This window comes from Marinilactibacillus piezotolerans, assembly GCF_900114235.1.
Taxonomy (GTDB): Bacteria; Bacillota; Bacilli; order Lactobacillales; family Carnobacteriaceae_A; genus Marinilactibacillus; species Marinilactibacillus piezotolerans.
Map to the genome: position 1 here is coordinate 23,920 of NZ_FOSJ01000012.1, position 23,659 is coordinate 47,578.

22 protein-coding genes are annotated in these 23,659 nt (G+C 36.2%); 9 read left to right on the top strand and 13 right to left on the bottom strand.

The features are described 5' to 3' along the window. Window positions 1-66 precede the first annotated feature (66 nt). The 3 genes from BM212_RS04465 to BM212_RS04475 form a co-directional block, all read right to left on the bottom strand. Window positions 67-1,413, bottom strand: coding sequence for an MATE family efflux transporter (locus tag BM212_RS04465; RefSeq protein WP_091896657.1), 1,347 nt, complete (start codon window positions 1,411-1,413; stop codon window positions 67-69). A gap of 67 nt (window positions 1,414-1,480) precedes the next feature. Further along, window positions 1,481-2,116 carry a GNAT family N-acetyltransferase gene (locus tag BM212_RS04470; protein WP_091896661.1) on the bottom strand — a complete coding sequence of 212 codons (636 nt, stop codon included), beginning with the start codon at window positions 2,114-2,116 and terminating at the stop codon, window positions 1,481-1,483. Between the two features lie 210 nt (window positions 2,117-2,326). Continuing rightward, entirely contained in the window at window positions 2,327-3,133 is an 807-nt protein-coding gene (locus BM212_RS04475) for a MerR family transcriptional regulator (protein ID WP_091896664.1), read from the bottom strand. Between the two features lie 85 nt (window positions 3,134-3,218). Here BM212_RS04475 and BM212_RS04480 point away from each other — a divergent pair, with 85 nt between their 5' ends. The 6 genes from BM212_RS04480 (at window position 3,219) to BM212_RS04510 (ending at window position 7,705) form a co-directional block, all read left to right on the top strand. Continuing rightward, window positions 3,219-4,391, top strand: a complete 1,173-nt coding sequence (locus BM212_RS04480) for an FAD-dependent oxidoreductase (RefSeq protein ID WP_091896667.1) — start codon at window positions 3,219-3,221, stop codon at window positions 4,389-4,391. Window positions 4,392-4,425: 34 nt separating this feature from the next. Continuing rightward, a complete protein-coding gene (locus BM212_RS04485; protein ID WP_091896670.1) occupies window positions 4,426-4,947 on the top strand; it encodes a hypothetical protein in 522 nt (173 codons plus the stop codon). Between the two features lie 310 nt (window positions 4,948-5,257). Further along, window positions 5,258-5,686: a sigma-70 family RNA polymerase sigma factor gene (locus tag BM212_RS04490; protein ID WP_245750930.1), complete on the top strand. Its 429-nt coding sequence runs from the start codon at window positions 5,258-5,260 to the stop codon at window positions 5,684-5,686. Next, window positions 5,676-5,906, top strand: coding sequence for a helix-turn-helix domain-containing protein (locus BM212_RS04495; protein WP_091896676.1), 231 nt, complete (start codon window positions 5,676-5,678; stop codon window positions 5,904-5,906). Before BM212_RS04490 ends, BM212_RS04495 begins: the two co-directional genes overlap by 11 nt. A gap of 380 nt (window positions 5,907-6,286) precedes the next feature. Then, entirely contained in the window at window positions 6,287-6,487 is a 201-nt protein-coding gene (locus tag BM212_RS04505) for a DUF3173 domain-containing protein (RefSeq protein ID WP_091896679.1), read from the top strand. A 24-nt stretch (window positions 6,488-6,511) separates the two neighbouring features. Continuing rightward, window positions 6,512-7,705, top strand: coding sequence for a tyrosine-type recombinase/integrase (locus BM212_RS04510; RefSeq protein WP_091896682.1), 1,194 nt, complete (start codon window positions 6,512-6,514; stop codon window positions 7,703-7,705). Window positions 7,706-7,772: 67 nt separating this feature from the next. On the opposite strand, the gene guaA is transcribed toward BM212_RS04510, so the two are convergent. Then, entirely contained in the window at window positions 7,773-9,293 is a 1,521-nt protein-coding gene (gene guaA / locus BM212_RS04515) for a glutamine-hydrolyzing GMP synthase (protein WP_091896746.1), read from the bottom strand. Window positions 9,294-9,683: 390 nt separating this feature from the next. Continuing rightward, complete coding sequence (locus BM212_RS04520) at window positions 9,684-10,070, bottom strand: HRDC domain-containing protein (RefSeq protein ID WP_072694175.1); 387 nt, start codon at window positions 10,068-10,070, stop codon at window positions 9,684-9,686. Window positions 10,071-10,296: 226 nt separating this feature from the next. On the opposite strand from BM212_RS04520, the gene selD reads away from it, so the two are divergent. Together selD and mnmH are read left to right on the top strand one after the other, a co-directional pair. Continuing rightward, window positions 10,297-11,337, top strand: a complete 1,041-nt coding sequence (gene selD / locus BM212_RS04525; RefSeq protein ID WP_091896685.1) for a selenide, water dikinase SelD — start codon at window positions 10,297-10,299, stop codon at window positions 11,335-11,337. A gap of 15 nt (window positions 11,338-11,352) precedes the next feature. Further along, entirely contained in the window at window positions 11,353-12,381 is a 1,029-nt protein-coding gene (gene mnmH / locus BM212_RS04530) for a tRNA 2-selenouridine(34) synthase MnmH (RefSeq protein ID WP_091896688.1), read from the top strand. 204 nt (window positions 12,382-12,585) lie between these two features. Here the strand turns inward: mnmH and BM212_RS04535 are convergent, their stop codons facing one another. The 8 genes from BM212_RS04535 to BM212_RS04570 form a co-directional block, all read right to left on the bottom strand. Further along, on the bottom strand, window positions 12,586-14,517 hold the full coding sequence (locus tag BM212_RS04535) for a carbohydrate-binding domain-containing protein (RefSeq protein ID WP_091896691.1): 1,932 nt from the start codon (window positions 14,515-14,517) through the stop codon (window positions 12,586-12,588). Between the two features lie 23 nt (window positions 14,518-14,540). Further along, window positions 14,541-15,215 (bottom strand): DUF4956 domain-containing protein, encoded by a 675-nt coding sequence (locus BM212_RS04540; RefSeq protein WP_072694171.1) that lies wholly within the window; start codon window positions 15,213-15,215, stop codon window positions 14,541-14,543. 31 nt (window positions 15,216-15,246) lie between these two features. Next, on the bottom strand, window positions 15,247-15,930 hold the full coding sequence (locus BM212_RS04545) for a polyphosphate polymerase domain-containing protein (RefSeq protein ID WP_072694170.1): 684 nt from the start codon (window positions 15,928-15,930) through the stop codon (window positions 15,247-15,249). 201 nt (window positions 15,931-16,131) lie between these two features. Continuing rightward, complete coding sequence (locus BM212_RS04550; RefSeq protein ID WP_177206315.1) at window positions 16,132-17,526, bottom strand: sensor histidine kinase; 1,395 nt, start codon at window positions 17,524-17,526, stop codon at window positions 16,132-16,134. Next, window positions 17,523-18,218: a response regulator transcription factor gene (locus tag BM212_RS04555; RefSeq protein ID WP_091896696.1), complete on the bottom strand. Its 696-nt coding sequence runs from the start codon at window positions 18,216-18,218 to the stop codon at window positions 17,523-17,525. Before BM212_RS04555 ends, BM212_RS04550 begins: the two co-directional genes overlap by 4 nt. Before the next feature lie 193 nt (window positions 18,219-18,411). Then, window positions 18,412-19,344, bottom strand: a complete 933-nt coding sequence (locus tag BM212_RS04560; RefSeq protein WP_091896698.1) for a nitronate monooxygenase — start codon at window positions 19,342-19,344, stop codon at window positions 18,412-18,414. A gap of 43 nt (window positions 19,345-19,387) precedes the next feature. Next, entirely contained in the window at window positions 19,388-20,617 is a 1,230-nt protein-coding gene (locus tag BM212_RS04565; RefSeq protein ID WP_091896702.1) for an L-lactate MFS transporter, read from the bottom strand. Continuing rightward, complete coding sequence (locus tag BM212_RS04570; RefSeq protein WP_091896705.1) at window positions 20,610-22,202, bottom strand: acyl CoA:acetate/3-ketoacid CoA transferase; 1,593 nt, start codon at window positions 22,200-22,202, stop codon at window positions 20,610-20,612. Before BM212_RS04570 ends, BM212_RS04565 begins: the two co-directional genes overlap by 8 nt. A 444-nt stretch (window positions 22,203-22,646) precedes the next feature. Here BM212_RS04570 and BM212_RS04575 point away from each other — a divergent pair, with 444 nt between their 5' ends. Beyond that, window positions 22,647-23,570: a LysR family transcriptional regulator gene (locus BM212_RS04575; RefSeq protein ID WP_091896708.1), complete on the top strand. Its 924-nt coding sequence runs from the start codon at window positions 22,647-22,649 to the stop codon at window positions 23,568-23,570. The last annotated feature ends 89 nt before the right edge of the window (window positions 23,571-23,659 follow it).

Here is a 23,659-nt window from a genome sequence, read left to right on the forward strand (position 1 = left end):
TCCTTTCCGTTCATTATTATTACTATAATGGTGGCTCACATTAGCTCATTCATAAAATTTTATTTTCTAAGTTAAATCCTTCGCTCTGAAATACCCAAGCGGATATTTTTTCAAAAACAGTAAACCTATAAAGAATGCGCTGACTTCAATGAATACGAAAGTGAGCCAAAGGCCTGTGTCTCCAAAAATGAGGGGCAGAACAATCAATCCAAATGCTGGCGCAATAACCGTTCGATAAATCGTAATCACACCAGAACGTACAGGATCGTTTAGAGATGTGTAGTAGGTCGCTACAAAAGCATTGAACCCTGAAAATAAGAACGACAGCGAAAAAATCATTAATATTTCAGAAGCATGATTGATAACGACTTGTTCTGTAACAAAAATTTGGGCAATTTCTCCTGAAAATAGAACTGATAGCCCAGTTAATACGATCCCACAAATAAAACTAATTTTTATTGCAAGGTTTCGTGTTTCTTTTACTCGTTCATAAAGTTTGGCTCCAAAGTTATAACTTAATAAGGCTTGGTTCCCTTCAGCTATTCCATATCCAATCGAACGAACGAATTCAGTAACCTGCATAGAAACAGCAAATGCAGCCACTCCTGATTCTCCTAAACGCTGCAAAATCATCACATTGACAATGGCTCCAGTAAGAGCTGCTGTGATATTTGTCAAAAATTCTGAGAAGCCGTTATAAAAGATCCGTTTAATCTGAATAAAGCGGAAAGTAGGAAACTCAAAATTCCAAGTAGATTTAGAGATAATCACAACCATACATACTACAAATGTAATAAATTGAGATAGCCCTGTAGCAATCGCTGCTCCCCTCATTCCTAACTGATAATGCGCCACCAAAAGATAATCAAGAAAGATATTAACTAATGGACCTAAAACCATACTTAGCATTGCAAGGTACGGTCTTTCATCTAACTTTATAAACGCACCTAAGGCAAAACTTAATAAAAAGAACGGAACAAATACACCCATATGTTGTCCATATTCTGTTATTAACTCTACCGATGTTTCACTTGTCCCTATCCACCTCATTAATCGTGGCACAAACGAATGAATGAATATTCCTCCCAGCACTCCTAGAATAACTAGGAGTACTGTTGTTACATTGAATAAGTTATTACTCTCTTTGGTGTTGCCTGCTCCTCTTTCAATTCCTGCTAGGGTAATTCCACCTACCGCAATCATATAAGCAAATCCAGCTAAAAATATGATAAACGGCATGACTAATGTTAATGCAGACAATCCTTCAGCCCCAACATATTGCCCGATAAATATTGAATCGACAAAGTATGCAATGTTTTGGGTAATCAACATAAAGATTGACGGCAAGGTGTAGTACCAAAATAGTTTAGATATTTTTCCAGTTTTTAGTGTCTGCGGTGATTTCTCCTCCATAGTTTGTTTTCTCCTCAAAAGTTATCTTTTCATTTTTATTATCTTCTTTAATAAACAATCACTTACTTTAAGATACTGTCCCTTTATAAATGTAATATTCGATTGTTTTATCTACTGGCTGCGGAATGTAGCGTTCTACGGCAGTTTGTCGTTTCAACCCCTTATGCTCATAGAAGCCAAAGTTACATGTTGTATCTGTATACAAAAAGAACTTTTCAATCCTTTTTTCTTTCATTTGATCTAAGAAATACTTAAACAGATTAGAACCAATCCCTAATCCTTGAGCTCTTGGACTAACTGCAAACAATGCAACTTCCGTATCAAAAGACTCATTCAAACTGTTTAACATTTCTTTGTTGTTGACCATTGTTCCATATCCTTGATGTTTTAACAGGCTTCTACCTTCTTTAGAAAGGCACAATTGAAAAGCATGCCATACAGCTTTTAGAAAATAGAATCGATCTTTAAACTGTTTATCCTTCCCTTTTACATCAGCGATAATCACACCCAATGCTTCTCCATCTACTTCAGCTACTCTCGCAAATGTTTTTCGGCTTAGCTCTGAATAAAGAAAAAGATGAGCGAAATGCCTGGCTACTTTCTTTGAAAATATTTTGTCGTAATCCCAACTTTCAATAATCACTCTCACAAGTGCTTTGACATCTTCTTTTTTAAATGCTCTGTATTGTACTGATTGTTTCATTTTGCATCCCTCCATATTTTTTGAACATCTTTACTATAAACTGTACAGTTACTGTATAGTCAAGCATATGATTTATTCACTACTTTATGTTTTTAAAAGTTGTTCACAAATAGAAAATATTGATGCATAAATAAAAAAACATGTACTCACGTTTAGCAGAAATTCTTCCACTAAATAGTAAGCACATGCTTCCCAATATTATTTGTTCTCTTAATTCTTGTCTTTTATTTTAACTTGTATCTCTGTAATCGCTTCTTCCTGATTTTCTAACACTGTTTCATATATTGCCTTTTCATAAAAGTAACCTTCTAACGCATAATTGTGTTCTTTACAATAATCTAGTATCCTTTTGTACCCTTCATACGCATCCTCATCTCCCTTAAACGAAACACTCAAATATTCCCCTTCGGGCTTGATGACGGTGTCTTTTTTCTTTTTTGATGTCGTTAAAAATATATAATCGTAGTTATCATTATAAATATCTTTCTGTTTTTTCTTATGATCAATCATTAATCCATATTCGTTATTTGCAAATAGATAATCCGCTTCATTCCTTAGCAGTTCATACCCTTCTTCAATGACTCCATTAAAATCTTTATTCTCAATTGATGTACTGCATAGGATGTATTCCTGTTTCAATTCTAAAATCTTGACCTGCAAAAGAGAATCATTGGTCACTTTAATTGCTTCAAGTTTTCGAGAGAGAATCTGTTTCATATCTGCAAGTTCTCTCATTCTCTTATCTGTTTCCTTAATTTTATTTTCCAACGAATAAGTAGTTTCTGTAATGCCTCCAGATAATACCTTCTGAATGTCTTTCAAGGGCATATCTAATTCTTTTAATGAAAGGATTACTCCCAAATCATACAATTGCTCTAGCGTATAGTATCGGTATCCATTGTCTTCTTTCTTCTTTGGAGAAAACAGCCCAATATTATCATAATATTGTAGCGTTCGTTTATTTATTCTTGCCAAATCAGCAAGTTCAGAAATTTTTAGATATTTTTTCCCATTCATAAGTTTCCCTCCTTGACTGTACAGTTACCGTATAGTTTATTCTTAAAATTGTCAACTAAATGATATCTATTTAAGGAGAGAAAAAATGATGAAACCAAATGTATCAATTATTGGAGCTGGCGTAGGTGGATTAGCGCTTGGTATTGCTTTAAAGAAGCTAGACATACATGCTGAAATATTCGAAACTTGGCCACCAGAACGAGTAGAGGAATCAAGTTTTGGAATGAATAGTAGTGGTGTTTATGCATTAAAAGAATTAGGGGTCTTAAAAAAAATACAGAATGCGAGTTATTCAGCTGACTATCTAAAAGCCTTTACTTTTGATCCTATTGAAGTTGGACGATTGAACCTTTTCCAAAGCGAAAAATATGAAGAACGAGCTATTTTTATTAAGCGGGCTGATTTGATTGAAATATTAACTGAGGAAGCAACAAATCTAAATGTTCCCATTCATTACAACAAACAATTTCTTGCTTATGAGGAAACGGATGATACTGTAACGGCACTATTTAAAGACGGAACCACTCACAAAAGTGACTTACTCATTGGTGCAGACGGTGTACATTCACCTGTGCGAAAACAAATGTATCCCAATCACCGATTAAAATTTGAGCATTCTTTTGGTTTATATGGAGTGATTTCCTCAAAAGATATTCCTGAAAGTATTCTTAGCCAAATGGAGAATACGGAACTTGTCTATTTCGGTCAAGGAACGAATATCTTCTTAACTTACAGTAACAGACAGTCAGAGTTAGATGTGAACTGGCAATCTACTGGATACGTCGAGCGAAAACTACCTGTTAATGCTTTTGAATTAAGAGATCAAGAAGACTTAAAACAAGACTTTATCCAGAATTATAACATTCAAGGTGATCTTGCAGAATTTGTTACGCGTAGTCATGGGATTATTCCTAAACAAGTCTTTACTGTTGACGGCTTAATCTCGTGGAGCAAAAATCGAGTAGCTGTTATCGGAGATGCCGCTCATGGAATTAATCCAAATACAGGATACGGAAGTTCTATTGCTTTAGAAGATGCTGTCTATCTCGCTTCCTTATTAAATAAACATGGACATGAAGATGCATTCTATTATTATGAGACAGATAGAAAAGATCGTGTAGATGCCATTATGGCAACTCTTGAATCATTCAATGTCAGCTATGGATTAGAGATGTTCGATTTCAGAAATGGCTTTGATATTGGAATGCTCGGTGAGTCGCAATTCGATCCAAATTATCAAGTGAAATTAAACGAGTAGTATATTCAAATTCAACTTTACTGGAGGAATTCAGATGATGAAAATCGGTGTCATTGTACTCAATGACGAAAATGAAAGTCTGGAAATGGCAAAAACGATGTTGCCTTTCTTAACTACGATTGGGAATTATGCTTTCGGGACATTTTTTGAAATAGTAAGCCTTACTGATTCAACGATTCCTGAAAACAAAAGAAAAGCTTTACAAGAAAAAGACGGCTATTTATTTGTGACACCAACTTTCTCGGATGAACAATTCGGTAAATATTCTGAACAATTTCGTTCTATTCGTGAAATTCTTGAAAACAAATCCGCAATGGTTGTTTGTTTCGGAAATAATGAAGAAAAACAACATACCGTAACAGAAATAAAAAAACAACTTTTAAACTATCAAGTTGCCTTGCCTGCTAAAGAAATTTTTTTACCGAAATACACGATTTTCGAGTGGGAAATTGATACAAAACTAGAAGAAACAATCAATGAAAGAGTAGAACAGTTTCTCTTATGGACAATGTCCATGCGCTATGCACGAAGTTTAAAAGAAAGGCTGGTTATATGAATATCTTTTATTAGTTCTATCAGGTAGTGTTATACATCCTTTTACTGAAATGAGAGGAGATACTATCATGACAGATTCATGTCCCTATTAAAACTATCGAACGTTTTCGTGAGTTTTTTAATCATGTTTATGAAAAAGACAATTTAACTTTCTTCCTTTTGCTCAATTGCTTAATGCAATTGGGCATTTTTTTATGTTTTTTTCACTTTGTACCTGAATTTACCCTCCTTTCCGTCGAGCTATTGTGCGAAAGGGGGAACAAAGGAAATTCATCACTCTCTTTCAAATCAAACGAAAGGGGGTGAGGATGATGAAACTCTCTGCTTTTCAAGAAAAGATCGTTAAAGAGTTTGATTATATTTGCAAGCTCACTATTAAGAACGAGCGAAAAGATTACTTTAAACATCTACAACGAATCTCTAGTAGAGAAGTATCTTTTTCTGAATTAGGAGAAAAAGCACTCAGCCACTTTAGTACTACAGATTTAATTCCTGGAGACTATCACACCTTTGTGATAAAAGGAATACCTATCAAAATAAAAAGTACCGCTTTGAGTGAAGCACTGAAAGAACTTACGAGTAGAAAGCGAGAGATTTTACTTCTTTATTATTTTATAGGCATGAACGATCCCGAAATCGCTAAACTCTTAAATCTTAGCGTATCAACTGTTAATGAGCATCGTTTAAATGCTTTAGAAACGCTGAAACATTATATGGAGGATGATTACTGTGAAAAATGATTATCCAAAAGTTCCTTTTGAAGTTATTACACAGGCATGTGACGGTGATGTAGAGGCCATTAACGAAATTATTGATAACTATAGTCCTTATATCGGAAAACTCTCTCTTCGTCCCATGAAAGATGAATACGGAAATACAGTAATGATTGTAGATGAAACTTTACGAGGCAGAATGCAGGTACAACTAATTAAAAAGATTCTCTCTTTTGAAATAAATTAAATCAACAATGACTTTGCACATCGTTCTTTGAAAATTACATATCTAGCAATCGAATACGTTGTCTTTATAAGAAGTTCAAAGAGATAAATTTGCATATTCCAATTAGGAGAGTAGGAGAATTTATACTCTAGTGTTCTGGCAAAACACTAGTAGATTTTCTTATAAAATAATGATACTCCCGTATAGCCACAGTCCGAGCAGTAAACCTGTCGCAGGCAATGGATACGGCTGGATGAGATCCATGCAGGGGTGAGACTCCCGTGAGCTTTGCCAAAGCTGTTCGATTGCTTTTATTAAATAAATTTGTATTAATTATTACTTTTGCTATAATTGTAGGCAAATATTGGAATATTCCTAGCCTACAATGGAAAGGAGTTATAATGATTACAGTCACTAAAAAAGACTTAGTTGAGCTAGGATACGGAAATTCTTTTGCAGCCGACATTATCAAACAATCGAAAGAATTAATGATTGAAAAAGGACATACTTACTATCATTCTAGAAAATTAGATAGAGTTCCTAGAGAGGCTGTTGAAGAACTTCTTGGTATTAAATTTGCGAATGAAAATACGCCTAATTAGTTTTGCACCTAAAGGAGTAAAACTATGGCTAAAGATCCGATTAAAAAAGCAAAAAATGGAACATATTATTTTCGTGCAAATTTAGGATACGATTCAAATGGTAAAAAGATTCAAAAATATCGTAGTGGGTTTAAAACGCAGAAAGAAGCTCGGGAAGAATACTCTAAATTGTTATTAACTGATCCCGAAGAGTTAGTTAATAACAAAAATCAAATGTTCTTTAAACAATATACTACAGAACTTTTTCTTCCTTGGTACAAGACAAGAGTGAAACAGCGGACATACGATAATCGTGTATCCTCAATCTTAAAACACTTCTCTTACTTTTATAAACTACCAGTTGCTGAAATTGAACCCTTGCATGTACAAAAATGGCAATTAGAACTCTCTAAAGATTTGAAATCTTCTTATGTTCGAGCAGTTCAAGGATTATTCTCTATAGCAATGGATCGAGCAGTAGTTCTTGGTTTAGCAACTGAAAATCCTGCTAAAATTGTTGGGAATGTAAAAAAACAAAAAGCTAAAATTGATTTTTGGACAAAAGAAGAATTCGAAAAAGTTCTTTCCTTCATCTATAAAGAAGATTTTTATCAACATTTTTTGTTTATCACTTTATGGCTTTTGTTTATGACAGGTATGCGAATTGGAGAAGCTACTGCCTTGCAATGGGAGGATATTGACTTCGAAACTGGTGTCCTTTCTGTTACGAAAACTCTTTATTATAAGAATCAGAACCATTATCGCTTCACCAATCCAAAAACTCGGTCAAGTATCCGTCAAATAACGCTTGATCAATCTACACTTAAATTTTTAAAAGAATGGCAAGACATTCAACAGAATATTTTAAAAACTGATTTTATATTGAGTTACAATGGGATTCCTACCCAGAAGCATACGATAGCTCATGCGATTGGTCGTTATTCAAAAATGGCGGGTGTCCACCGTATTAGAATTCATGGATTACGTCACTCTCACGCTTCTCTTTTAATTAGCATGGGAGAAAATCCATTGATTATTAAAGATCGTCTTGGTCATAAGGATATTGAAACAACTCTAGGTACGTATGGTCACCTTTATCCTAATACTAATTTTGAGGTAGCGCATAAACTAAATGGTGTCATTGACTTTAAGACAGCTCATCAAAATTTTGATGAATCCCCGAGAAATCAACACACCGTTAACTACCTTAGACGTGAAGATCCAGAAAAAGTGCAATGAAAGTGCAATGGGCAAAAGAAAAAGAGCTAAAAAGCCCAATATTAAAGGCTTTTTAGCTCACTTGCTACTATTCCCACTCAATTGTAGCAGGCGGCTTGCTCGTAATGTCATACACTACTCTATTAATGTGATCTACTTCGTTCACGATACGAGTCGAGATTTTCTGCAAAACATCAAACGGGATTCTTGCCCAGTCTGATGTCATGCCATCGATTGAGGTTACGGCACGGATTCCGATTGTGTAGTCGTAAGTTCTACCGTCTCCCATTACCCCAACGGATTTGAAGCCGGGTAATACGGTGAAGTATTGCCATACGTCACGTTCTAGTCCTGCATTGGCGATTTCTTCGCGTAAGATCGCGTCACTTTCTCGGACGACTTCCAGCTTTTCTTCTGTTACTTCGCCAAGTACACGAATCGCTAGTCCTGGTCCTGGGAATGGTTGGCGCCAGACTAAGCTTGATGGCATGCCTAATTCTTCTCCTAGTGCACGGACTTCATCTTTAAATAGAGTATTCATTGGTTCAATCAGTTCGAACTGCATGTCTTCTGGCAATCCACCTACGTTGTGATGTGATTTAATCGTTTGTGCAGTGGTTGTTCCGCTTTCAATGACATCTGTGTACAGCGTTCCTTGTGCCAGGAAGTCGATGCCTTCCAGTTTTGTCGCTTCGTCATTGAAGACTTCGATAAACTCATTTCCAATGATTTTACGTTTTTGTTCTGGATCACTTACGCCAGCTAGTTTGCTCATGAAACGCTCTTTGGCATCAATACGAATCACGTTCAATCCAAACTTGCCTTCTAAGCTTTCCATTACCTGGTCACCTTCGTTTTTACGCAGTAAGCCGTGGTCTACAAAGATACAAACCAGTTGATCACCTATCGCTTTATTTAAAAGGACACCAGTAACACTTGAATCTACTCCACCTGATAATGCCAGCAGGACTTTTCTATCGCCGACTTGTTCTCGGATTTTATCCACTTCAAGGTCAATGAATTGTCCCATGTCCCAGTTACCTTCAAAGCTGCAGACGTTGTAGGCAAAGTTGCGCAGAATTTCATTTCCGTGTTCTGTGTGACGAACTTCTGGATGGAATTGTACTGCATGGAAGTTTTTCGCTTTGTTTTGGATTGCTGCGATCGGGCAATGCGGGTTAACGGCTGTTACTTCAAAACCTTCAGGCAGTTCTGTAACGTAGTCTCCGTGACTCATCCAGACCGTTTCTTCTTGTTCTAAAGTCGTAAACAATTCTGCTGCACGGTTCTTGATTTCAAGTGTCGCTTTACCATATTCGCGGGTACCAGCAGGTTCTACTTTCCCACCTAAGTTGTGTGCCATCAACTGCATTCCGTAACAGATTCCTAAGATTGGAATCCCTAATTCAAAAATTTCAGGATCAATTGAAAAAGCTTTTTCATCATAGACACTCATCGGTCCACCAGAAAAAATAATCCCTTTAACGTTGGAATCTTTTAGTTCTTGGGCTGAAACAGTATGTGGTAAAAGTTCTGAGAAGACGCCAAACTCTCTAATACGGCGTGTAATTAACTGGTTGAATTGACTACCGAAATCTAGGACAGCCATTTTTTCTACTTGTTGCGTAATGGATTCGCTCACTAAATCTACACCTCTATTTTAAATTTTAAAGACTCTTTTATCGAGCCGTTACGTAATGATTTTTACTAGTGTATCATGATTGTTCGCTTTTATGTACCATAATTTCACTTTTTCACCGTTTTCTTTCTAAAATTAAAGAAAAGACAATCATCAAAAAAATGACTATCCTCAAGAAAACCTATTAAAATACGTACATCATACTTATTAAAAGAACTAGTTTATCCCAAAACACGAATAATCATTAGATTTCTAAAGCCTCTAAACCGTATTCAAATAGCGAACAAGGAAATTTTTACATTTGATCATCTACCAAACCGCATGAACGCCAACTTAATATAAAAAACCAGTATTCATAATTTATGAGTACTTACGCATGATTCTTACAATATCAAGTCCATATTTATTAGCCTTAGTTTCTCCAAATCCTTCTACTGCTAAAAGGTCATCTTTGGTTATAGGCATCTTTTCAACTAAAGCTTCTAACTGCTTATTAGTGAAAATAGTGTACGCCTTAAAGTTTTCTTCACGACTCTTATTTAAACGATAAGTTTTTAACTCTTCATATAAATTTGTTTTATTTACTGGCGCTGCTTTTTGCATTACAGGCATAGGCTTGTCTTCAGACTTATGGCTAACGACTTTTTTGGTAATTTGTTGATTCGTAGTCACTTTATAGGGTTCGTACTTTTTAGTATAATCTTTTACGTTATCTTTATGTACATCCTTATATGATTGTGCCCACATCAACATATCTTTGTCAGAAATTGCTATTCTATTCGATTGATTATAGGTATCTTTTATGTATTTTACTAATTGATCTGCCTCCTAGTACTACCTTTCGACATGTGTAACAAGGATTAACATTACCAATATTTCAACTTAAAAAAATTCATCCAGTTATAACAGAATCGTTAAAAGAGTGGTAAACTATACCTATTCATATCAACCAAAATGAAAGAAGGAAGAAGAAATGACTCAAGTTAGATTAACTACACTCACTACTAAAGGCGGTTGCGGCTGTAAGATTGGTCCAAGTGATTTACGTGACGTGCTTCATCAACTTCCGGTACAAAACAGCAACCCCAATCTTCTTGTCGGTTTAGATACAGGAGATGATGCGGGTGTCTATAAATTGACCGATGATCTAGCTATTGTGCAGACTGTCGATTTCTTTACACCCATTGTGGATGATCCATATGATTTCGGTCAGGTTGCAGCAGCAAATGCTTTGAGTGATGTCTATGCAATGGGCGGAAAACCAATCACTGCACTGAATATTGTAGCTTTTCCCATTCATACATTGGATAAAGCGATTCTTACGGATATCTTACGCGGTGCAAGTGATAAATTAAAAGAAGCAGATTGCGCTCTAGTTGGTGGTCACTCAATTGATGACCAGGAACCGAAGTTTGGTCTTGCGGTCACGGGTACAATCCACCCTAATCACATACACACAAATGCCGGAGCTAAAAAAGGCGATAAATTGATCTTAACAAAACCAATCGGCGTTGGAATTTCGACTACAGCGATTAAAAGGGAATTATTAACATCAGAAGAAACAAAGCGTGTAACTCAAGTAATGACCACACTTAATAAATCAGCGGCTGAAGTTATGAACCAATATAATGTCCACGCATGTACTGACATCACGGGCTTTGGTTTATTAGGGCATCTTACTGAAATGGCTACCGAAAGTCATCAAGCCATTACCATCAAAAAAGACGACGTGCCAGTGTTAGCCCGTGTTCGTGAGTTAGCGGAACAAGGTGTCATTCCTGGTGGTTCACGTAATAATTTAAAACATGTACAAAACGTTGTTCATTTTGAGGATCATCACGATGAGATCGACCAGCTTATTTTAGCTGATGCCGTTACCTCCGGAGGACTACTGATGGCAGTAAGTGAATCAGATGCGCCATCCTTACTCGAAGCACTTCAGCTCATAGGAATAGATGCTAAATTGATTGGTGAAGTCTCCAATGGTGATGCTGGTCATATTTATGTTAAGTAAGGAAGGATTCGTTTTATGCTAACTAATATTACACCGCAAGAGCTTTTTCAATCAAAAGAACAAGGGAAGACCATAGTGGTCGATGTTCGTGCACCAAAAGAATTTGAAGAAGCAACCATTCCGGGTGCAATCAATATTCCTCTCTTCACTGATGATGAGCGGGCACAGGTTGGCACACTCTATAAGCAGCAGGGACAGGAAGCGGCAAAAGACCTTGGTTTAGAGATCTTTTCAAAAAAATTACCTGCCTTTATTCAGGAATTCAAGCAACTAAAGGTCCCTGTTACCGTTTTTTGCTGGCGCGGAGGTATGCGCAGCAAAACTGCTGCAACAGTCCTGGATTTAATGGGGGTTCCTGTTAATCGTTTAACTGGCGGGATCAAAGCTTATCGTCAATGGATGCAAGAACAACTTGATACCCTGTCTATTCCATCATTATATGTCTTGAATGGTCACACCGGAAACGGGAAAACTCTCGTTCTTCACCAGCTTAAAGAAGAAGGTTATCCTGTTATCGACTTAGAAGGTATGGCTAATCATCGCGGCTCGATATTCGGTCATATTGGATTAAAACCAAATAATCAGAGAATGTTTGATCTGTTATTGGGCGAAGCTTTATTACGCTATCAAAACGAACCGTTCATACTGATTGAAGGAGAAAGCAATCGAATAGGCAAAGTCATCATACCAGAGCGCTTTTATCAACTTAAAGAAAAAAGCCCTCAGCTGTTTATTCATCTCCCAATAGAGGAACGCGTAAAAAATATTCTAGCGGATTATTCACCTCATGACTATCACGATGAGTTTGTTGAATCTTTTAAGAGAATCAAACGTCGCATACATACACCTGTAGCAAATGCGACTGATAAATTACTTGAACAGAAAGATTATCCACTCGTAGTAGAGAACCTTTTGACGCATTATTATGATCCTCGGTACACGCACTCATCTGCATGTTCCGAAGATTTAAGTACATTGATCGAAGTAACATCTGTAGAAGATGCGCGGGAGAAAATAAAGCAGTTACTTCCGTTAAAACATTAGCTTTATCATAATCATTTAAATATGTAAATATTCGTCTGAGAATTGAGACTGATCTAATAGATTTAATAAAAAGCTATACCTGAATCAGAAGCCTATCTTTCTTCTGTTTAGGTATAGCTTAGTTTTGATTTTATATGACTTTTAATTCAGGGGAGAAAAACAAGTCAGTTATTTATTAACCTTTATTCGTTTTATATACTTAGCTTATTCATTTGTCGTTGTTTCAGACTCATCCTCTTCTGGTGGTGTTACGCCTTCAGGTGGGGTCATTCCTCCTGAAGGTCTTTCTCCACCATTACCACCACCGGGCATTTGACCTCCACCCATACCAGTAGCTTCTTGTTCAGTCGTTGCTTCAAGTTCAGCTAACACTGTTCCACTATAATAATCTGCTGTGTCGTATATTCCATTATTTGCTTCACCAGTCAATCCATCAATCATTGAAATTGTATATGTTTCACCTTCCACTAGGTCAGCAGATGAATATACTAGAGACTGACTATCTTCTTGAAGTTCAAAAGTGAAAATTACTTCGTTATTTGAATTTGCTATTTGAATCACGTCTCCTTGTGTTAGTGATAAATCCGTTGTGAATAAGCTTGGTTGTTCAGATGTAGCTGAAGTTGCCATTGCCATCTGTGAGCTGCCATTTACGATCAATGTGCCGCCGGAAACATCAAAGCTGCTATCATAATCCAGTCCTCCATTTCCTCCGCCTACTGGTCCATTAACAACCACTAAACCATTCGTCATTTCTATGCTTCCATTACTGTCAATGCCATCGCCCTCAGCGTTGACGATCACTTCTCCACCATTTATGTTTATAGTTGCCGTTCCAGACTCACTAGCTGCATTTAACCCATCATCAGAAGTATTAACTTCAATCGATCCATCATTAACAGTTAAAGCAGCACTTTCAAGTCCTTCATAGCTTGTTTGGACTAAAATATTTCCATCTTCGATTGTTAATGCGGTATTTGCATGAACAGCATCATCTCCGGTAGAAATATCATAATTTCCTCCGTTAACTGAAATTGTCCCATCAGAATGAATGGCGTCATCTTGACTATCAATGACAAACTCTCCACCATTCAAAACCATTGTCCCCGTTGCTTTGATTCCTTTTGCACTTGTCGATTCTTCTGTGTCTTCTTCTACATCAGTAGCATTTTCATCTTGTGACCAGCTGCCCCAGTCATTCACTGCAGTTTGCGTCTCAGCATTTGCACTGCTACCATTTGTTGTAATATTGAATTCTCCTCCGTTGATTTCCAGATCGGTCTCTGCCTGGATACCATCTCCTGAAGCATTCAAATTAAATGTTCCATCTTCAATAAGAATATATCCTTGACCTTCGTCTGTGTCGTTTGTAGACTGAATGGCATCTTTTTCTACTGTAATATCAAATGTTCCCCCGTGAATAACGATCGAGTCACGTCCTTTGATTCCATCTTGAACTGAATCAATCGTGTAGTCCCCGTTTGTAATCGTTACATCATCTTTACCTTTTATGGCATTTTTATAGTTCGCTGTAATGGTCAGACTACCAGAGCCGTTCAATAATAAGTCATCATCACTGAATAAAACTGCATCTGGTTCATCTCCTTCTTCATTTTCAAATGTATACTCTGTTCCGTCTTCTAAAGTATTTTCCACTCCAGCTGCCAGCGTAATGATCGTCTTATCAGCATTGACGCCGTAGATGGCCGCTCCTGTTTCATTGGTTATTGAAACTCCATTTAAAACAATGTGTACTTCTGCTTCATCTGCTGCTTCAATTCTGATTTGCCCGTTAGTTAGAGTTCCTTCTAGGACATACGTACCTGCTTCGGTAATCGTTACAATATCTTTACTGACTGCTGCTCCAGAGCCCTCGACTGAGGAAGTACTATCCTTTAACGTGATGACCGTACTTGTTGCCAGGTCCCATTCTTCATCTTCAGCTGAAACCTCCGTAGAATCCAATCCTAATGTGTCAACCGATACTTCTTCTGTAGTTCCTTCATTTGTTGTATTTGAATCAGTGTCAGTATTCGAACTAGCTGTTGTTTCTGTACAAGCAGCTAGAAAAAGTAAAGCACTAGCTAACACTGTATATAGCCTTTTTTTAGAATAAAATTTAAAGAATTTTTCCATTTTCCCCGCTCCTCATATTTTTATTATGCATTCAGCTCTCCGTTATAGCTGACTAATGATGCATTTAGTACTCCTTCAGTAGCAAACAGTTCACTCATGAAGGCTGTATCGTTTTCTTTGATTTTAACTTCATAAATCAGTTCTGGCTGTCCATTGACTAATGTTTTCGATTTCAGTTTCAAGCGATTGATCTGTTTTCTTAAGACTTCATTTGCTGCTACTTCCGCTGTTTCATTTTTCAGATCCAGCATTAAAATATAAGATAGTTCTTTTTCTTTGTGTAAAGTAAAGACAAAAAGTACCGCTGCAATAAAGAATGAGCCTCCGTATGCAAGCACATAATACCCTGCCCCCAAAATAATACCTACGCCTATAGACCAGAACAGGAAGACTAGATCGAGGGGATCTTTTATAGCCGTTCTAAATCGAACGATCGATAATGCCCCAACCATTCCCAGAGATAATACAACGTTTGTAGTTACTGCCAGGATGACGAATGTTGTTAGCAGGCAGAGCATGACCAGCGAAGTATTGAAAGGGGTTGAGTACATAACCCCTTTAAATGTCTTTTTATAAATATAATAGATACATAGCCCAATTATTAAAGAGGAGATAAGAGCAAAAATGGCATTGAGAGCTGAAAATTCGCTCATTTCTTCTAAAAAGCTGTTTTTGATAATTTCTGTGTAAGATAACATTTTTCATTTCTCCTTTGATATATTTATTAATTTAAGTTGTCAGCATTCTTGAAATCATGTATTTCGAATGACCACATGAAGTCGTTTCAGCTATCTGTACCAGTTCTCTGATCCATCCTGGTAGATAAGTATCGTATTTGACTTCCAGTACACATGCTACGTCTGATTCTCTATGCATAACTGCTTCAGGTTTCAGAAAATCATGTACTCGATTAGAAGCTTTCATATTGTAGTCAAGTGTTACACGGGTGTTGCCCATTTTGTAAGCAAAGGCTTCGCGATCATATGCAACGATTACTTTAGGCTTCAACAGCTTTGTTCTAGCATTTACATAAAAGTCCTGCTTCAGTGGATCTTGTGAATCTTTTAAAAAGAAGATATCTCCTTTTATCATTTTTTCTGCTTCGTCTTTTGTCAGCATCGTGCTGAGTTTATAACCTGCATTGTATTCTTTTACTTTCTTTTCTAATCGAATAAAATTTAAGTTCTGGTTATAATACCTGATTCGAAATTTCTCTCTTACAGCATTCCCGTCTTGATTATCGTAGTATGCTTCATCTTCAATGTTGTCAAAGTACAAACTTGAGATATGATAATGCGTTCCTATCACATGTTCATCATGAGGAAGGAGTTTCCTCAATCTTTTCATTAAGATTTGCTTGGATAATTCGGATATTTCATGTTTGTATTCATGCCTGTAAAATTTTTCTTCCATATCGTTTTCCTCCTTCTTTTCTTGTCCATGTGTTTATAATACGTGATTGCTATTTTTCATTCTCCGTAAATTTGATAGAAAATTGCGGTAAAAATACCGCAATTAAAAAATGATTTAGTAAACAAAAAAGTATCGAGTAATTCACCTTTTGTGAACTGCTCGATACTGATATAAGCTGCTTGAAACATTTAATTTATGTGGTTAACTAAGTTTATTTAGAAAAACTGTAAAAGTTGTCCCTGTTGAATTAGAAGATACTTCAATACGACCACCATATGAAGCAATGATGGCTTTTACGATTGAAAGACCAATACCATGTACGCCTTTTTTTCCAAAATAGAACCGATCAAATATATGAGGTAAATCTTTTTCACTGATTGCTTCTCCATCATTATAGACACTTAAAATAATTCTTTCACCTTGTTCTTTGCAAGTTATACGAATGGAATTTTCCGCATATCTTAAGGCATTAGAAAGTAAATTCTGAAAAGTTCGTTCTAACTCTCTTTCATCGTACTTATAAAGAACAGGACTTTCTGAAAAGTCATAACTCACCTGTATATTTTTTTCTTCAAACAGTCGCTTATAACGTTCAGCTGTATAGGATAATGTTTCTCTTAAGTCATTGATACTAGTCAATCTATCCGGTGATTTGGATTCCAGCCTTGAGAGAAATAAAATATCTTCTACCAAATCTGTTAATTTATCTGTTTCTTTTTTAATTGTTTCTGCTCCATTTTTGTCTTCAACTATACCGTATTGGATACCTTCTGCTGTATTTTTGATGATCTGCAATGGGGTTCTTAATTCATGAGAAGCATTCTGGAAAAATGCCCGCTGCTCTGCATCATATTGTCTTAATTTAGTCGTTGTCTCATTCATGGCAAGTTTTAGTTCATGTGATTCTTGATCAGAAAATTCATCATTGATTGTATCATAATTTCCTTCGCCTATTCGTTTAGCGAATACTGCTAAACTTCTCATCGGATTCGATATGCGCAGAGAAATAAAATACGTTACGACCAAGGCTAATACAAGAGTTGTTAGCATGACAAAAAACAAGATAAGATTTAAGTAATTTTCAAGATTGTACAGATCAGTCATATTAATAAAGTAAACCGCCGTTTGTCCAGATTCACTTTCGTCTGCTGTCATTGTGTAATAATAGAGGTTATCATTCCAGTTTAACCTGGCATTCTCCACTTCCTCTAAGGGAACCTCAAGATTCTGTAAACCTTCCACAAAATTCCTGGAGTCAGTATCTTGTTGTATATTGACTGGGAAATCTGCAGAAAAAATGATTTGATAATCCTCAGTGATAAAAGCTCTATTTACTGATACAGCAAAGGCAGGATTATTATCTCTTATGATTTCATCATCGTTAATTCCGAGAGAATCTGTCTCCTCTCTTCTAGGTCCCATACTAATATTCTGACTGGACAAAGACAGTAGATCAGTAGCAGTTGTTTCAATATACTGTGTAAATAATAAATTAAAGATTAAAATTACAATAGCAAACGTTACAATCATTAAACTTGTTACCATACTCATTAGCTTGAACTGGATACTTTTTTTACCCGGCTTGGACTTTCTCATTTTCCTATCTCCTTCAGATTGAACCCATAGCCCCATACTGTCTCGATTTTAAATGAGGCGCCTTCCAGTTTCTTTCTTAGCCGTCTAATCGTATCATCACAAGCTCTTGTTTCAATATCCTTTCCGTATCCCCATATTGAATCCAGCAATTCTTCTCTTGAGACTGCTCGATCTTTGTTTTTCATCAAATACAAAAACACATTATACTCATTAGGGGTCAATTCTATGATTTCTTTGCCTACTGTAACTTTCATTGTTTTATAATCTAATGTTACATTCCCCAATACATAGGGTTCTTCATTTGTTTTGTTCTGTATTTGCTGATCCATTTTCACTCTTCTCAGCATTGCTTTGACTCTCATATTGAGTGCAATTGCACTAAATGGTTTAGTAAAGTAATCATCGCTCCCCAGATTGATACCAGTCGCATAATCCAGATCACTATCTTTTGCTGTTAATAAGATGATTGGTACCGCACTGATTTCTCGGATACTTCGAGTAATATCAAATCCACTAGATCCCGGCATCATCACATCTAATATAACCAGATCTGATTCTTCTCTCAAGAACGCTTCGAATAGTAGATCGCCATTTTCAAAATCTTCTACTTCGTAACCTTCACTCTCTAAAAAAGCTTTTACCGTTTTTCTGATGGTTGCTTCATCTTCAGCAATGTATATCTTTTCAGCCACTTTATTTCCCCCTATTCTAGTTATAGTATACAAGAGATTCTGAATAAAATTTACGTTAAAGTGTGGCAATCTTGTTAGAATCCTGTGGACATACAGTAAAAAGTACTTTTATTAAACAATCTATAACCTTGTTTAATAAAAGTACTTGTCTAATTACTATTTATCTCGTCAATTTCTTTTGAAAATCAATTAATTAATAAGAGACTTTTAAGTTAGATACGAGTTCTTCAGCTGATCTGAACAATGACTCAATGATTTCTTTTGCTGGACGGATATCTTTCATCATTCCTGTAATTTGTCCTGCCATTACTGATCCGTTTTCTACGTCACCTTCGTAAACTGCTTTGCTCAATGAACCTAAGGCAATAGCTTCTATTTCTTCTCGCGGAGCATTACGTTCTTCTAATTCTATAAATTTAGTCAGCATTTTATTTTTGATTGAACGAACGGGTGCTCCACTTCTACGTCCTGTCACCACTGTTGCAGTATCATTTGCATCCAATACCGCTTGCTTGAATTCGGGGGGAACTGGACATTCTTCCGCTGTCAAGAACAGTGTTCCAACTTGAACACCTTGTGCACCTAGTGCATACATCGCTGCTATACTGCGTCCATCGCCGACTCCTCCAGCACCGATCACTGGAATATTGACTGCTGAAACAACTTGTGGAACTAAACACATGGTAGTGGTTTCTCCAACATGACCACCAGCTTCTGTTCCTTCAGCAACGACTGCATCCGCACCAAGTTCTTCCATTTTTTTCGCTAATTTAACAGATGGTATGACAGGGATCACTTTTACACCATTTTCTTTAAAAGCAGGCATAAACCGTTTCGGCGTTCCCGCACCTGTTGTAACAATGCGTACACCTTCTTCGATCAATACATCCACTAATTCTCCACAGTTCTCCATCATTAACATTAAGTTAACTGCAAATGGTTTTTCTGTCATTGATTTACATTTTCTGATTTCTTCGCGTAATTGCTCTGACGTCATACCACCAGAAGCAATAATTCCTAAGCCTCCAGCATTTGATACAGCAGCTGCTAAATCAGCAGTTGCAATGCGTGCCATTGCACCTTGAAATATCGGATACTCTATTCCTAACAATTTACAGATACTCATATTCCATTCTCTCCTTAGATATTATTGATTTTCTAAAACTTGTTTATATTTCTGATAAAACTATATTTTTTCTTTTATTCAATATATATACGATATTTAATGCTAATCCACCCGCTGCAACTATTATGGCTACGTAAAAAGCGTTCGTAAAATCTCCATTAGCTGATGCAGCCATACTTGCTGCAATTTTTGGTGCAAAGTAAGCAGATACTGAGTATCCGATAAATACAATTCCATAATTAACCCCTTGATACCTTGGTCCAAAGTTTTCCATGACTAATGACGGGAATACGCCCATTACACCACCAAAACAAAGTCCTAATCCGATGATTCCTATTGTGAATCCAGCTGTTGAGCGGATAAATATCAGAACAAAAAAGGTCAAAATGATTACACTGTACATAATGTTAATTGTATTTGATCGACCTAACTTATCTGATATTCCACCCCATATTACCCTACCCAATGTGTTGCTCAAGGAATATAAACTAACATACCCGGCAGCTGCAGCAGCGGTTAATCCAAACATACTTTGACCAATTGGAGAAGCATTGGAAGCAATCATCAAACCTGAAAATGCCCCCATTGCCAACATAAACAAAATTAGATAAAAATTGACTGACTGCAGCATTTCTCTCCAATTATTATTTTTTAAATCTAACTTATTCGTATTTCCTTGAATAACAGGCATATTTTTAGGTATAAAGTCTTTTGGAGCTGCTTTGATAAATAAGCTGCACAAGAAACTAATCAGCGTATACGCAAGTCCCATTCCAATGAAAGTCTGGTGAACACCAACATTTTGAATTAAACTATTTGCGATAGGAGCGGCAATAATTGCTGCTCCGCCCATTCCTCCAGTAATCAGGCCTGAAGCTAGACCGCGTTTGTCAGGAAACAATCTAAGTGTATTATTTAAACAACCTGAATAAGCGAATCCTTGTCCAATCCCGCCCATTATTCCATAGTAAAAATAAAGCTGTACCAAGCTAGTTGCCGTCCCTGATAAAGTAAATCCTAGTCCAAATAAAATCCCACCAGCCATAATGCTCCATTTTGACCATCCTTTATCTGTTAGAAATCCACCTAAGATCATTGGAATCGGGCCGACGGCTGCATTGATTGCAAAGGCGTCCATGACATTTTCCATTGTCCATCCAGTATCAGCTGAAAGGGGACCAGCAAGAATGCTGAAAGCATATATAGCTCCCGTACACATTAATATTCCCATAGAACTAATTAAAACGATCCATCTGTTCAAATCTTTATGCATGAATGATCTCCTTTTCATCTTCTTTCGGGTTCATTACAATATCTTTTAATTTACCCCAGTGTTCTTCAAACATTGCTGAATCCATCTCTTTCAAATCTTTGCTGATGACTGGTTCAAATTCCATTTGGTCTAAGATATCTTTTTCTAAATCTACTCCTGGTGCAATTTCAATTAATCGCATCTTACCGTCTTTCAAGTCGAAAACTGCTCGTTCAGTCACATATAAGACTTCTTGTTCAACTTCATATGCATATTGTCCACTAAATGTTACTTGTTCGACATCTTGAATGAATTTTTTAGATTTTCCTTCTTGCAAGATTGTCAATTTTCCATCTCGGACCTCTTCTTTTAATCCACCAGCAGTAAAAGTTCCAGCAAAGACTAATTTTTTTGCGGCTTGAGAAATATTAATGAATCCACCACATCCAGAGACCCGGTTTCCAAATTTTGATACATTTACATTTCCATATTGATCGGTTTGAGCTAATCCTAAAACAGACAGATCTAGACCTCCTCCATCGTAATAATCGAATTGAGCATGGTGATCAATGATTGCTTCGCTGTTATAAGCATGTCCAAAGTTACTTAATCCAGCAGGTATGCCACCGATTGATCCCGCTTCGGTAGTTAAATACAATTTATCAGTAATTCCTTCTTCCGCAGCTACAATCGAAACATTTACAGGAATTCCTACACCTAGATTCAAGACAGCTTCTTGTTTCAATTCTGCTGCTGCACGACGTCCAATAACTTTTCTTGCGTCTAGGGGTAGAGATTCCACAGTGTTTAGCGGTACTCTGATTTGTCCTGCAAAAGCGGGATTGTAGTGAGTACTCTCGGTCTGGAAATGATTTTCAGGTTTTGAAACAACAATATAATCTACAAGAATACCTGGTACTTTTACCTCTTTTGCTTTCAATGTTTCAGCAGCTGCAACTGATTCAACTTGCGCTATAACGATTCCACCTGAATTTTTCACTGCTTGAGCAACCGGAAGAACTTCCATATGTAGTCCTTCTTTTTCGAGTGTCAAATTTCCTTTTTCATCTGCTACAGTTCCTCTGATTAATCCTACATTGATTGGAAAAGTTGGATAATAGAGCCATTCTTCATTGTCGATTTCAATCAGTTTGACAATATCTTCCGTTGTACATTCAGATATTTTTCCACCTTCCAAACGCGGATCCACGAATGTTCTCATGCCTACTTTTGTTATAAGCCCAGGACGTTTAGCCGCAATTTCTCTATATAATTGAGCAATTACACCTTGTGGTAAGTTGTATGCTTCGCACTTGTTCTCAGTAATCAACTCACTGATCTTTGGTGATGCAGAAACAATGCCTCCGATCCATCGTTTAATTAATCCTTCATGTGCTAAGTGGCTCATACCTTTTTCATGACGGTCTCCTACAGCGCTGGCGTGAACCATCGTCAGATTTTTCGGGTGCCCTTCATTTTTGAAGCGTTCCTCGATAGAAATCGCCATTTCTTCATTCACACAAGCTAGACCAAATCCTGTTAATGCCACAGTACTATTGTCTTGTATTAATTTTGCTGCTTGTTCTGCTGTTATAATTTTTGACATACCCATTCTCCTTTGTTAATATTTTCACTAATAAAAATAAAAAAATAATTTATATATTCAATAAGTTTTTAAAACATTTATCAATGGATTACATAAATTAAAATTATAAATCTTGAATTTGTTTGCTCACTTATTAACTATTTGTTTACAAGGAGAATTATATCGATTAAAGACTATAAAATAAAATTCTATTTTATTCATGTATTCAATAACAAAAAAGTTATATAATAAATTCACAATTTTGATGGTTATTATTTTTATATAGTAATTTTAAAAAAAGAATATTTTTTTACTTTTAGATTATAAGAAAATTCAATTTAACAGTAGTACGGATAAAATTACCGTATCCTGTTAACATTGATTTTATAGATTTCCCTAGACATTTCACGTTGGATTAGATACTATCTGTATAGGGAAGAAGTTCATAAAAAGGAATGAAAAACCATGCATTCAGAAACAATGATTTTATATTTAGAGACACTGATACAAGAAAAAACATTTACTCAAGCTGCTAAAAAGTTATATATTTCACAACCTTATTTAAGTAAATCAATTAGTTCTGTGGAATGTGAACTGAATACAAAACTTGTAGATCGTAACGCTTCTCCGCTAAGACTAACATACGCAGGCGAGCGCTACCTATACCACTTAAAGAAAATACGTAACCGATATACTGAAATGGTCAATGAACTTTCTTTAGTATCCCAGTTAGATTATGGCAGAATCAGAATAGGTGTTCATGCAATCATGGGGTCCTTTTTACTCCCTCTGATATTACCTGCTTTTCATTCTAAATTTCCTGGGATCAAAATAGAATTAATTGAACAAAACCCTTCTATTTCCGAATCTGATTTGATTGAAAATAAAATCGATTTATATTTAGGAATGGATCCTGCAACAAATAAGAAATTAGCTTACGAAGAACTGACTAGAGATGAATGGTGCATGATTGTGCCAGAATCAAGCTCACTTTATCAGATTGACAAAACAGAAGTAAGTCTTTTTCCTTTTCCAATCTCAACATTAAATAATGAAAAGTATGTTTTGACCGGTAATCACTCTGCCATTCGAAAACAGACAGATCTCTTTTTCGATAAGCATGATATCAGTCCTGATATTGTGCTGGAAAGCAATAATATTGGAACAGTTGCAGCATTAGCTAGACAAGGAATGGGTATCACTTTTCTTCCAAAGAGTGCTCTACTTGAAAATGAATCTTTCAAACATTACAACATCTATGACTTTGAAACAAAAGATTTAATGACAATTTATTTTGCAGCACATAAAAAGAATAAATCCTTATCAGCAAGCGATAAAGCATTCATGGAAAGCGCTCGAGAATCACTAAAAGATATATATGCTCGTTGAAATTTAAATAAAGTTAATAATTAATTAATAGTTTTTTATCTATTTATATCTTAGAGATATGTATACTTCACTTATTAACTACAATACAT

Bases quoted from the DNA above. Each gene is read 5' to 3' on its own strand.
- BM212_RS04550 (WP_177206315.1), bottom strand. From the start codon at position 17,526: ATGAGAAAGTCCAAGCCGGGTAAAAAAAGTATCCAGTTCAAGCTAATG.
- guaA (WP_091896746.1), bottom strand. From the start codon at position 9,293: ATGGCTGTCCTAGATTTCGGTAGTCAATTCAACCAGTTAATTACACGC.
- BM212_RS04535 (WP_091896691.1), bottom strand. From the start codon at position 14,517: ATGGAAAAATTCTTTAAATTTTATTCTAAAAAAAGGCTATATACAGTG.
- selD (WP_091896685.1), top strand. From the start codon at position 10,297: ATGACTCAAGTTAGATTAACTACACTCACTACTAAAGGCGGTTGCGGC.
- BM212_RS04485 (WP_091896670.1), top strand. From the start codon at position 4,426: ATGATGAAAATCGGTGTCATTGTACTCAATGACGAAAATGAAAGTCTG.
- BM212_RS04510 (WP_091896682.1), top strand. From the start codon at position 6,512: ATGGCTAAAGATCCGATTAAAAAAGCAAAAAATGGAACATATTATTTT.
- BM212_RS04570 (WP_091896705.1), bottom strand. From the start codon at position 22,202: ATGTCAAAAATTATAACAGCAGAACAAGCAGCAAAATTAATACAAGAC.
- BM212_RS04545 (WP_072694170.1), bottom strand. From the start codon at position 15,930: ATGGAAGAAAAATTTTACAGGCATGAATACAAACATGAAATATCCGAA.
- BM212_RS04490 (WP_245750930.1), top strand. From the start codon at position 5,258: ATGAAACTCTCTGCTTTTCAAGAAAAGATCGTTAAAGAGTTTGATTAT.
- BM212_RS04480 (WP_091896667.1), top strand. From the start codon at position 3,219: ATGATGAAACCAAATGTATCAATTATTGGAGCTGGCGTAGGTGGATTA.
- BM212_RS04475 (WP_091896664.1), bottom strand. From the start codon at position 3,133: ATGAATGGGAAAAAATATCTAAAAATTTCTGAACTTGCTGATTTGGCA.
- BM212_RS04540 (WP_072694171.1), bottom strand. From the start codon at position 15,215: ATGTTATCTTACACAGAAATTATCAAAAACAGCTTTTTAGAAGAAATG.
- BM212_RS04470 (WP_091896661.1), bottom strand. From the start codon at position 2,116: ATGAAACAATCAGTACAATACAGAGCATTTAAAAAAGAAGATGTCAAA.
- BM212_RS04520 (WP_072694175.1), bottom strand. From the start codon at position 10,070: ATGTGGGCACAATCATATAAGGATGTACATAAAGATAACGTAAAAGAT.
- BM212_RS04560 (WP_091896698.1), bottom strand. From the start codon at position 19,344: ATGAGTATCTGTAAATTGTTAGGAATAGAGTATCCGATATTTCAAGGT.
- BM212_RS04575 (WP_091896708.1), top strand. From the start codon at position 22,647: ATGCATTCAGAAACAATGATTTTATATTTAGAGACACTGATACAAGAA.
- BM212_RS04505 (WP_091896679.1), top strand. From the start codon at position 6,287: ATGATTACAGTCACTAAAAAAGACTTAGTTGAGCTAGGATACGGAAAT.
- mnmH (WP_091896688.1), top strand. From the start codon at position 11,353: ATGCTAACTAATATTACACCGCAAGAGCTTTTTCAATCAAAAGAACAA.
- BM212_RS04465 (WP_091896657.1), bottom strand. From the start codon at position 1,413: ATGGAGGAGAAATCACCGCAGACACTAAAAACTGGAAAAATATCTAAA.
- BM212_RS04565 (WP_091896702.1), bottom strand. From the start codon at position 20,617: ATGCATAAAGATTTGAACAGATGGATCGTTTTAATTAGTTCTATGGGA.